Source organism: Paenibacillus sp. sptzw28, assembly GCF_019550795.1.
Classification (GTDB): Bacteria; Bacillota; Bacilli; order Paenibacillales; family Paenibacillaceae; genus Paenibacillus_Z.
In genome coordinates this window covers 3,707,650-3,719,772 of the sequence record NZ_CP080545.1, presented here as the reverse complement: position 1 = coordinate 3,719,772, position 12,123 = coordinate 3,707,650, and the positions used below count along the sequence as shown (strand labels likewise).

8 protein-coding genes and 1 pseudogene are annotated in these 12,123 nt (G+C 46.4%); all 9 read left to right on the top strand.

The features are described 5' to 3' along the window. Positions 1-11 precede the first annotated feature (11 nt). The 9 genes and pseudogenes from KZ483_RS16835 to KZ483_RS16795 all read left to right on the top strand — a co-directional run bounded on the left by KZ483_RS16835 (position 12) and on the right by KZ483_RS16795 (position 11,994). A pseudogene (locus KZ483_RS16835) lies at positions 12-1,171 on the top strand (DUF2264 domain-containing protein). Positions 1,172-1,862: 691 nt separating this feature from the next. Then, positions 1,863-2,093, top strand: coding sequence for an ATP-binding cassette domain-containing protein (locus KZ483_RS16830; RefSeq protein ID WP_220348626.1), 231 nt, complete (start codon positions 1,863-1,865; stop codon positions 2,091-2,093). Further along, the gene (locus KZ483_RS16825; RefSeq protein ID WP_220348624.1) at positions 2,094-2,429 is read left to right on the top strand and encodes a cyclase family protein; all 336 of its coding nucleotides are present in this window, start codon (positions 2,094-2,096) and stop codon (positions 2,427-2,429) included. It begins immediately after the preceding gene. 95 nt (positions 2,430-2,524) lie between these two features. After that, positions 2,525-4,180, top strand: coding sequence for a GMC oxidoreductase (locus KZ483_RS16820; RefSeq protein WP_258881294.1), 1,656 nt, complete (start codon positions 2,525-2,527; stop codon positions 4,178-4,180). A 313-nt stretch (positions 4,181-4,493) separates the two neighbouring features. After that, positions 4,494-6,704 (top strand): helix-turn-helix domain-containing protein, encoded by a 2,211-nt coding sequence (locus tag KZ483_RS16815; RefSeq protein WP_220348622.1) that lies wholly within the window; start codon positions 4,494-4,496, stop codon positions 6,702-6,704. Between the two features lie 205 nt (positions 6,705-6,909). Beyond that, entirely contained in the window at positions 6,910-7,884 is a 975-nt protein-coding gene (locus tag KZ483_RS16810) for an ABC transporter permease (protein ID WP_220348620.1), read from the top strand. Positions 7,885-7,910: 26 nt separating this feature from the next. Then, positions 7,911-8,774 carry a carbohydrate ABC transporter permease gene (locus KZ483_RS16805; protein ID WP_258881293.1) on the top strand — a complete coding sequence of 288 codons (864 nt, stop codon included), beginning with the start codon at positions 7,911-7,913 and terminating at the stop codon, positions 8,772-8,774. A 97-nt stretch (positions 8,775-8,871) separates the two neighbouring features. Beyond that, complete coding sequence (locus KZ483_RS16800; protein WP_309568590.1) at positions 8,872-10,455, top strand: extracellular solute-binding protein; 1,584 nt, start codon at positions 8,872-8,874, stop codon at positions 10,453-10,455. Positions 10,456-10,554: 99 nt separating this feature from the next. After that, positions 10,555-11,994 carry a glycosyl hydrolase family 28 protein gene (locus KZ483_RS16795; RefSeq protein ID WP_220348618.1) on the top strand — a complete coding sequence of 480 codons (1,440 nt, stop codon included), beginning with the start codon at positions 10,555-10,557 and terminating at the stop codon, positions 11,992-11,994. Positions 11,995-12,123: the final 129 nt, after the last annotated feature.

Sequence of the window (12,123 nt, the reverse complement as noted above, 5' to 3'; positions counted from 1 at the left end):
TGTATTAATTAATGGAACTGGATTACGAAGCAGGGCCAGCCGACAGAGCCTATTGGCTGGAGATGCTTGGACGCATCGGAAACCCCGTTCTTGTCAATCTGGCCGAACGGCGTTTGAAGGAGCGGATGCCGGTTGAGGCGCAGAACGGTGAGCGCAAGCATTACACCCATCTCGAGGCGTTCGGCCGCCTGCTTTGCGGTATGGCTCCATGGCTTGAGTCAGGGCATTTAACGGGGCAGGAAGAAATCCTGCGCTTACGCGCCGCGGCGCTTGCGCAGGAGGCGATTGATGCTGCGACAGACCCTGATTCGCAGGACTTTATGAATTTCACGGATGGCGGGCAGCCGATTGTAGATGCGGCATTCCTCGCGCTCGCTTTGCTCAGGGCACCCCGGACGCTGTGGGAATCGCTTGACGGGCGGGTTCGCCGTAACCTGGTACAGGCCCTCAAAGCCACCCGCACAAGAAAGCCGTATTTCAGCAATTGGCTGCTCTTCTCGGCCGCCATTGAAACCGCTTTATTCCAGGCCGGCGAATCCGACTGGGACCGCATGCGTATTGATTATGCGCTGAAACAGCATGATCAGTGGTATTTGGGCGACGGCACATACGGGGACGGACCGGATTACCGCGCCGATTATTACAACAGCTTCGTGATCCAGCCGATGCTGGTCGATATCCTCCGCGCCGTTGGAGCTGAGGAGAGCGAGTGGCGGTCCATGGTCGAGCCGATGATGACCAAGGCTGCCCGTTATGCCGAAACGCAGGAGCGCATGATTTCGCCGGAAGGCACATTCCCGCCGCTCGGCCGCTCGCTCGCTTACCGCTGTGGCGCCTTTCATTCGCTGGCGCATATCGCGCTGCTGGAGAAGCTTCCCCCTTCGGTTACGCCTGCCGGTGTGCGGTGCGCGCTGACGGCTGTTATAAGAAGGACGCTCGAAATGCCGGGAACCTTCGATGAGAACGGCTGGCTTCGAATCGGCTTTTGCGGCACGCAGCCGGAGATCGGAGAGCATTATATCTCAACGGGAGTTTATATTTGTGCGCCGCTGTGTTTCTTCCGCTCGGTCTCGGCCCGGACAACCCCTTCTGGCAGGGTGAGGCCTCCTGGACCGCAAAGCTGGCATGGTCCGGAGAGGCGTTTCCGATCGATCATGCGCTTCATACATGAAAGGACTTTGAGGCCGTCGCCAAGCTACGGCACAGCACCATACAAGGCGGGGAGCAGCTCATTCGGGCCAATCGGAACTTACCGGTTGGTTCTTTTTGTGCGTCAGGACCGGCAGCAGGCAAGAAAAATAGGATATTATTAAAATGTAGTAAAACAAAATTTAAATTAATAAATTAATGTAGTTTACTTACATTGAAAAGAGGGTTGTTATATGATTTCATCTTTTCGGGACCGAGAACTGACGTTGGAAAATTCGAATAAGCCCAAAAAAGGCAGCTTCAGGGAAATTCGAATATCATTGACAAGGAAATTGTAAGCGGTTACCGCTGTCCGACAGCTGGCGGCAGATGCACGGTTAACGGAAGATCGTAATATGCACCGAAATTGCAGGAACAAGGATGTAATTGCCGGAATCGCAATAGTCTGCGTCAGAGCCTGGCTGAACCTGAAGGCAACTTTATTGATCCGCAAGTCAAACCGGCTGATGTCGATCAATTTTTCAAGTAATTGAAGAGGCAGCTGACAGGGCCGGGGTCGATCTGCATAATATCGAATTTGAATTAAGGCCTGGAGAAATTTGCGGCGTTGCCGGGCTTCAGGGACACGGTCAAACGAAGCTATTGCCTATTCACCGGCAGACCGGAAGGGACGAGCCTTGCACCTTTCACTTCCCATCGAAGATAACCTGGCAATGGCTGTTTGGAAACGAATTTCTAATCTCGGCTGGATATCCGATATCAAGCGCAATCAGCTTACCAATAATATGGTCTCCAAGCTTGTCATAAAAGCAAAAGATGTGAACCGCCCCGTTAGCAGCCTAAGCGGTGGGAATCAACAAAAGGTTGTGCTTGGAAAATGGTTGTCGACCAGTCCCAAAATTCTTCTGCTTGACGATCCGACCCGGGGTAAAAGTCTCTATTAAATGTCTATAGACAGCTTTATATTTACGCAAGTGAAAATTCTCGATATACCCAAGAAAGACGATGAGTTAATTGAAAAATCCGACCTCGCGCCTTTTGCCGAACATATCACCGGTACGGATTTACTGATCATTCGGACGGGATTCGGCGAACTACGCGTTTCGGATCCGATTAGCTTCGGTAACCGCAACCCGGGCTTTGCCGCTTCGGCCGGCGAATATTTAATGGAATTTGAAACGCTTCGCGCCATTGGGATGGATCTGCCATCCGCTGTTGCGGCTGAGAAATTACCTAACTCATGGGTTCTTTATTTCGGATCGCAAAAACATAATACATAGTTCCTGCAAGCAGCCATATATATGTATTTGAATCTTTTTGCGGAATTAAAGGGGCGGACGTGCTGCAACGCAGTAGTACGAAAGGAAGTGAACCCGTGAGAATATGCATCGCGAACGATGGTTATACTCTCCAAAAAATCGCGAATCAAAATCAGATCGAAGTCGCGGAACTCCTGGCGCTGAATCCTGCCATTGAAGGCCCCGACCAGATCATTGGCGGCAGGCCGGTAAGACTTCCATCCATAGCCGTACCAGGGATGAATATTCCGCTTACTTGCCCGCCTGCTCCCGTAACAGGATATTTGGATCAATGGATTCCGCTTACCCCGCTTGAACAGATGGAGAAAACTGACTATGACGTACTGATTGTCGGAACCGGTGCGGGGGGCAGCGCCGTTCTCTGGAGGCTGTGCGATCAGCTCAAAGCGAGTGGCAAACGGATCGGAATTGTAGAAGCGGGCGATCTGTTATTGCCCATGCATGCACAGAACATCCCGACGCTCGATATGGAGCGAGCCAGAAAATTATTCGCAAATCCGAAGATTTCGATACCGATCGGCTTGAGAATTCCTGATTTTCCGGCAGCAACCCTTCTTCATGCGCTTGGTGGAAGGACGTTGTTTTGGTCCGGCGTCTCACCTCGAATGCATGAATCTGTAATCAGAAAATGGCCGGTCACCTTGAAAGAGATGAGTCATTACTACAATATCGCCGAGGAGGTTATGAACGTTTCCCGGGAATACACCAAAGGCTCGTCACTTACCGAAGTACTGGTGCACCGGCTTCGCACGGGAGGGTTTACCGAATCGGCGGGTTTTCCCCTGGCAGTTGATCTGCAACAAACCAAATATGGACGAATTCATTCCAACGTCTTTTACAGTGCCATGAATTTATTCGCTTTTTCTTTAAATCGCAGACCTTTTGATTTGGCTGTAAACGCCCGTGCAGTGAAGGTGCTCTGCGACAATGGAAAAGTTGCCGGCGTACAAGTGATGAACCCGGAAAAAAAGTCGTTTTTTCTTAAATCCAGAAATGTTGTGGTATCGGCAGGCGCTCTTGAAACTCCTCAGCTGCTGCTGCATTCAGGCATCGAGGGAAGAGCAATCGGTCACTTTCTTACCAACCATTCTTTTATAATGGCGCATGGCGTTTTAAACAGGGGTGATTTTCCAGAGGAATTAGGGACGCTGGGTATCTTGATCCCTCAGACGGACGAACAACCTTTCCAAATTCAACTCTATGGTCCCGGAGACTATTTCTGGTACAGCTATGAGGAAAAACCTGTAAATATGGAATTAAGGGTTCGTTTTGAGGGTTTTGGCATTGTGGAATCGCGATTTGAAAATCAAGTGTATTTGAATCCGAATTGCCGGGATGAATACGGTGTCCCGGAAATACAAATCAATTTCTCTTACAGTGAAAGGGATCGGGAAATAATTCGCCAAGCAGCGCATACGGTTAAACAAGTTTCTGAGATCATTAAAGCGCCCCTGATTTCATCGGATGGAAAATCTGAGATTTGTTTGTTGCCTCCCGGGCTGGATAATCATGTGTCCGGAACTTGCCGGATGAGTGCCGAAAGCAGCGAAGGGGGAACGAACAGATACGGCGAGGTGTATGGAGCGGCGGGATTATTCGTTGCCGATAATAGCGTTCTCCCTCCCATGGGTGCCTCCAACCCGACTTTGACGACCATTGCTCTTGCCATACGCACTGCGGATTTCATAGCCGCGAGACTATCGCAGCTATAATATATCAGCATTTCACAGCGTACTGAGATGGAACACAGGCTATCCTACCGGTTGAACCGAGATAGTCTTTTTTCCAATGCTGAAAAGAGAATATCCTTTAAGGACTTGTTAATCAATACTTGATTTATATGATTTTATTAAAGAAAGTTGAATAAATTGAATGATTTTGCAGTGGATGAAGCGAGTATATTTTGTTACTGTTATCTGTGAGTATGTAAATCCGGGTATTAGAACCGTCCTTCCCAGACAAAAAGATAACGTTTACAATAGAATTATCCATAGACAGTTGTAGAGACAGGAAGGTGGATTATTAATGAGAGTGCTGCCCAAGTACAGAAACACCTTTTTTATCCGTCTCATATTATCATACACAATCTTAGTCATTGTAATAACAGGAATAGCCGGAGGCTACCTGTATACTCAGGCCCAAAGATTGATGGTCGACGAAATCTCCAGGGACAGCCGGAACAGGCTCGTTACCGCAAAAGACTATATAGAGCAGACGCTGCTGAGAAGATTCGAGGACAATCTGCAGAACAAGGCGCTATCTACCATATTCTTTCAAAACAATTCTAATCTTAACTTCTTGCTGGACGAAGGATGGCAAGGGAATTTCGACCGCATCACTTCCTTTCGACAAGATCTTGAGCAGTTGAATCTGACGAATGAGGGCGCTTACAATATAACCGTCTATTTTTCCAAGAGAAATTTTGTCGTGGATCATAATTACTTTTATATACAGCCGGGTAACTCGAAAGACGCAGCTTTCATCAGCAATCTGGATAAAACGGTTCCGAAGCGGTGGTTGATCAGAACGCTTGCCGACGGGAAGCAGGTGATGTCATATGTCGTTAAACTCCCATATGATTCTTCCAGCGCGGAGACCAAAGGATACCTGTTTGTCGATGTTGATATGGCTTACATCAAGGAATCGGCGGCCAAGATCATGAGTTCCCCGCTCGAAAGTTTATATATATTCGATGCGAAAGGGAATTTGATTGTTAACACTGAGCAAGCGAATCCGGACGATATACGAATTCTTCAGACTACGATCGGGTCCGGGCAAACCGTGAAGGAGATTAATGACGACAAGCGGGGGAAAGTCGTTGTATCTTATCTCGACGGATCGAAGTCCGGAAATGGCTGGACCTATGCGATCATTCGTCCGATGAATTCGTTTGTACTATCCTCCGGCCAATTCAAGACGAAAATAATTATAGGCTGCAGCTTGGTGCTTCTGCTTGGCCTGCTGATTTCATATTTGATATCGAAACGATTCTATATCCCGATGAAAAAGCTGGTGCTCCATATCCGCAGTTTGTATCAGCCGAACCAGACCAACTTAACGAATGAATATACGATCATTGGCAATGCCCTGAATTTTATGGGACAAAAAATCGTGACTCTGGAATCGTTGGCGAAGACCAACGAGATGAAAAATCTTGTTCTTGGAGCCGGCCTTGACCTGGAGCATATGGATGGTTTGCCGAAGGACTGCCGCTATCTGGTTGCGCATATTCGTCTCATTGAAGGCGTCAGCGAGAGGTTTAAGCATCGTTACGAGCAGTTCAATCATCCGGTGCGTTACGAGCTCATATGTTTGAATTCGAAGGAAGCGGCTATTATCTATTTTTTTGATTCACGCGGCAAGCCTGAGGATGAGACGGCTGCCGATAATTTGTTTCGGGTACAAGCAGAAATGCGGGGGGAGATTGAATTCGGAGCGGCGATCGGAGCATTGGTTCAATCGCCGGAGGAAATCCCGATTTCTTATCAATTGGCGCAGCAAGCATATCGTTATCGCTTCTTGTATGGCTCGGATGCCATAGTTCTGCACTCGAAAATTTCATTGTTTAAACCGTCGCCTTATTTGTTTTCTTACGATCAGTACAAGAATGCGTTGAAGGCGGGGAATATAAACGGAGCGAATCGCTTTATCGACGATTTCGCCGCCACTCTGGAGGAACGGAACCAACAGCTCGAAGCGGTCGAATTGGCTCTGCTTCAACTGGTTTCCACAATTTATCAGGTCGTTATTGAACTGGAGCTGCAGAAGCTCGTTCCTCCGTCCAATCTGTTTGACGAGCTGAAGAAAGACACCTTGAACGAAACGATAGAGTCGATTCGAAGCTTGTCCGGCAGAATCGCCGTATATGTACAGGAATCGGGCAATCATGCGCATGCCGACGTTATTTTGAAATTGAAGGCCTATATCGACGAGCATTTGCACGAAGATCTTTCTCTCAATATTCTTTCTGAAGAAGCGTCACTCGCGCCGGCTTATATTTCGACACTGTTCGGCGAAGTCATGAAAGAATCTTTTACCGAATATGTTACCCGTGCCCGTCTGGACAAAGCCGCCGGCTTGCTGATTGATGACCCCCGTATGGCCGTAGCCGAAATAGCGTCCCTGGTCGGCTATCGAAACCCGCAGTATTTCCATAATAAGTTTAAAGCCCGATTCGGGATCACTCCTGTTCAATACCGGAATACAAAAAATACAGCTGTCCCGGTAAGCGAATAACCGAATATTCCTTCTAAAGCAGCCCTTATGGGCTGTTTTTTTGTATTCATTAAAGAATTTATAAGCCGTATTGAAAGATTTTTTACGAAATTAAATGATATTGCAATAGAAAAAGCGCTTTCAGTTTTGTAGTGTAAAAGACACAAACAAGGCACGATACCGATGCCTTAAATAATAACTTTTGGATTGGAAGGAGAAGAAAATTATGAACCCGGGAAGCTCTGCTGGTATTCACAAACAAAGTGAAGCCATTGAAACTAAAGTCTCAAGGCGGACATTGATTTGGCGAGAATACAAGAAGAATAAGTATTTATTCTTATTATTAGCCCCCGTATTAATTTGGTATACCGTATTTGCCTATGGCCCGATGTATGGTATTCAACTGGCATTCAAGGATTATTACATCCGTGAGGGAATTTGGGGAAGCCCGTGGGTAGGTTTCAAGCATTTCGAATATTTGTTCACAGCTTCACCGGATTTTTGGAAAATTATGAAAAACACAATTATTATAAGCTTTTATCATATTATATTTGGCTTTCCTGCACCTATTATATTGGCCCTTTTGTTTAATGAGCTTCGGTTTTCTTTGTTCAAGAAATTCGCGCAAACGATATCGTATCTGCCCCATTTCTTATCATGGATCGTTATCGGAGGGATTTTGATCACGTTATTGTCCCCAAATACTGGTGTGGTCAACTATATTATTCAAGCACTTGGTTTTGATCCGATTTATTTTCTCGGGAGTGACAAGTATTTCCGATTTACGCTCGTCATGTCGGCTATATGGAAGGAAATAGGCTGGGGCACGGTTATTTATCTGGCAGCTTTGACGAGCATAGATACTCAAATGTACGAAGCCGCTGTCTTGGACGGTGCTAACCGTTGGAAGCAAACGCTGTATATTACCCTTCCATCTATTCTTCCTGTTATTGCGATTCTCCTCATACTGAGAGTAGGCAGCGTTCTGGATGCAGGGTTTGACCAAATCTTGACGCTGTATTCACCTGCCGTGTATGGGGTGGCGGACACGCTCGATACGTATGTCTACCGAATAGGCTTGCAAAATTTCCAGTTCAGCTTGACCACGGCAGTTGGATTATTCAAAAATGTGGTCGGACTTATGCTGGTTCTATTCGCAAATTATATTACGAAAAAAATTGGCCAGGAAGGCCTGTACTAATTGCTGCATGAAAGGAGTGACCGGAATTGAAATTATCTTCTGGCGAGAAATTATTTCAAGTATTTCTAATTATATTCGTTGTCGTTCTTTCCGTAACGATGCTGTATCCCTTTCTGCACGTGCTCTCCATATCTCTAAGCACACCTGCAGAGGCACTGCGGCCGGGTGTTCATTTCTATCCACAAGAAATTTCCTTCAATGCCTGGAAGCGCGTTCTGACAACAGAGACGGTATGGCAAACGATGGGTAACACTGTCTTTCGGACGGTTGTCGGAACGGGTCTGACGCTCATATTCCTTTCGCTCGGCGCTTATCCGCTATCCCGCAAATATCTTCCTCACCGTACTTTTTTTACGATGTTTATTGTCGTTACGATGTTTTTCGGCGGCGGGCTTATACCTACCTATCTGCTGATCAAATCACTTGGACTCATTAATTCTCTATGGGTATATGTCATCCCTGGTCTTCTCAGCACGTTCAATCTTCTGCTCCTTCGCAACTTCTTCATGGGTATACCGGAGGAATTGGAGGATTCGGCGAAAATCGATGGAGCCAACGATTTGCGTATACTCTTCACGATCATTATGCCGTTATCCAAGCCGGTGCTGGCGACTCTCGCACTGTGGACTGCAGTTGGCCACTGGAATGCCTGGTTCGATGCGATGCTGTACATGCAGGATCAATCGAAGATTGTTCTTCAGCTCTTCTTGAGACGGCTCGTTATTACGTCTGAAGGAGACCCGATGCTGCCTGTCCCTTCCAACGAAATGGCCCCGGAGATGGTCAAAGCCGCGGTCATTATGTTCACCGCACTTCCAATATTATTGGTTTACCCGTTTCTTCAGCGTTACTTCGTTAAAGGAATCATGGTAGGGTCGCTTAAAGGGTAGGCTGCAGTTAATCGGTTTAAACAGGGTCGCGATACACTGTATCCGCGAACTGTCTAAATATATATTTGGCACTAGAAAAGGGAGGAAGTAAAAGAAGATGAAGTACACAAGAAGGAAATGGTTAGGTCTGGCGGCGATTGCTTTATCCGTATCGCTAGTCATGAGCGGCTGCAGCGGCAATAACGGGGGAAACACAGGTACAAACGAGCCAAAGCCGGCAAACGGCTCGGGTGCGTCTGCCACTGAGGCACCGCTAGAGATCACTTGGGCAAATAACTTTAATACCCCTGAGAAGGATGGCAACTATGTTCAGACCGAGCTTGAGAAAAAATTCAATGTGAAAATCAAAAATGTAAAATTGGAGCGCGGCACTTGGAAAGAGAAATTTACCGTGCTGCTTGCCTCCGGCGACATTCCTGATATTTTCCCGATTGATGCAAACGTTACCGATATGGTGACGTGGGCAGATCAAGGCATCATTGCGAGTATTGATCCTAAAGAAATTGAAACCTATATGCCGAATTTTACAGCAGCTTTGAATTCGGTGGATTCCGGTGCATGGGGCGTTGGTCTATACAATGGTAAAAACTGGGGTATTCCGAAAGTTTGGCCGGGCGGCTTGGACGGATTTATTCCAGGCTACAACGAGGCATGGCTTAAAAACATCGGCTACACAGAGCCCCCTAAGACGCTTGAAGAGCTTGAGGACGTGCTGACTAAATTCGTTAATGAAGATCCGGATAAGAACGGGAAGAAGGATACTTATGGCTTAACCGGCCGCGGCAAGCTTACGGAGCAGCTATTCACTTCAATCTTCTCGGCATATGGTGTATCACCTTATCAGTTCAAAAAGGATGCGGCAGGCAATGTTGTTTATGGCGGCGTTACAGAAGAGACACGCTCTGCACTGAAACTTTTGAACAAGTGGTATAAATCCGGCCTAATCGATCCGGAATTTATTACGAGCGATAATAATGAAATTAATATTAAATTCGCCAACCAGAAAATCGGTATGGTTGATAATGGGAAGTGGGGCAATTTCGACAAAGAATCGGGCTTTGTAACAAAGCCTGGACTTGAGAAGGGCCAAGTATTCTTGCCAGGAAAGCCGTTCACAGCACCAGACGGTAAAGCCTATGCGTTCGCATATGGCGCAAGACAGGCTCCCCTCTTATTAGGCGCTCAATTGGAAAAGGACGAAAAGAAACGTCAAAAGATTATGGAAATTTTGGAGTATGTATCAACGAATTCTGAAGGCTATCTGCTGACGGGCTTCGGTGAAAAGGGTGTAAGCTATGAAATGCAGGGGGATTTGGCTGTCCCTAAAACGGGCGAAGAATTCGCTGCGCCAAAGTTTGGAGCGGGGAACTTCTACAACCCGTTAAGCTCTACAGATGTATCGATGCAAAAACATACGTTAAAGCCTGAATTATTGCAATTGAAAGAGAAGCTCAGTGCAGGAGTTACACCTATGTTAGATATATTGGGTGAAGCGGTATTGCCAACCAAAGCGCAGAACTGGGCAAACCTGAAAACAGTGCAGGATACGTATCTGATCAAGGCGATTACCGGTGATGCAAATACCGACAAGGACTTTGACAGCTTCAAGGCAAGCTGGCTGGGTGCCGGCGGTCAAGCAGTAACCGACGAGGTAGCCAAGGTCTTGGCGGAGCGTAAATAGTAATCATTTCTGCTAATAATAGTACGCATGTAGGCTGGAGCATTAGTATGCTCCAGTCTTAGTGCTGTTAAGCTATCGCTACTTAAATGGAGGATGCATATGAGCAAATTAATTGTTTACGAACAGCCTGACGGGGCAATTGGGAAGAACGATTTTTCCGTGAGCGTTCGTATATCTGGCGGGGAGTGGCAGCCACTTTTTATTTTTGAAGCAAAGGTGGACATGCATGATGTCCGGGCGGCATCAATGGCTTATTTTGATATGGAAGGAACGGTCGAGGTCTGTATCGTTTCGAATAAGCAGAATATCGAGCAAGCGGTCATTCGCCCATTATCAACGAATATAAAGTTTCAAACAGAGACGAATGTCATAACATTCGTGCTCGATCGGCCATGCAAGCTGTCCATTGAAATTAACGGCGAACGATTCAGCAATTTACATCTTTTCGCGGGTCCGATAGAGAAGTCGCCTCCGGGGCCGGACGATGCAAATGTGATTGCCGTGAGGCCTGGAAGCCACTCGCCGAGCTATTTGGCAGAGAAAGTGCAGCAATTAACGGAAACGGGTAATGGAGACAATAGAACCATTTATTTCTTGCCTGGTATTCATCTTTTTGATGATCCCATGTTTCATATCCCATCAGGGACTACGGTTTATGTTGCCGGAGGCGCCATTCTATATGCTTCCTTAATCTGTAAGCGCGCAGAAAATGTTGTGATACGCGGCAGGGGCGTTCTATACATGTCAGATATGGAAAAAACCACTTATTTAAGAGCCGTACAAATCTCATTCTCAAACAACATTGAAGTAGAAGGCATTATTTCGCTCGATCCTCCGCATTACAGCATTTATCTCGGACAATCCGAGCATATTCGTATCCATAACTTTAAATCATTCAGTACGCGCGGCTGGTGTGACGGGATTGATATGATGGCTTGCTCGGACGTGGAAATTGAAGATGTTTTTCTGAGAACCTCGGATGATTGTATTGCGATTTACGGGAGCCGCGGTGAATATTATGGGGATTCACGCAATATCACTGTAAGAAATTCAATTTTTTGGGCGGATGTCGCCCACGCGATGCATATTGGCACACATGGTGACCATCTGGGAGATGGGGATACCGTAGAAAATATTCACTTTGATAATATCGATGTGCTTGAGCATCATGAACCTCAGGAAAATTATTGGGGTGTGATGGCGATATGCGCAGGCGACAATAATACGGCCCGCAATATTACCTTTAATGATATACGGGTGGAGGATTTTGAGCTGGGCCAGCTCTTTGATGTCCGTGTGGTGTGGAATGAAAAATATAATCCGGTGCCTGGCAGACGAATTGAGAATATTGTGTTCAGCAATATCGTTTATAACGGCAAAAACACTAATCCTTCGCGTATATTTGGATACAATGAGGAACGGGTTGTTAAAGATGTTCAATTTATTAATGTTCGGGTTAACGGCGAGGTGCTTCTCGACCTTCACATTGATCACTTTGTTTTGAATGAATTCGCCAGTGGTATTTATTTGAGCGAATAAAATATTGAGCAGAGTGAATGAATCGATATAAAATAAGGATGCGGTATCTAACTGTGTATTTGGTTAGTACCGTATTTTTTGTGACTATTATTCATGTTATACTATTCAAAAAGGCCGGAGTCTCTTCGC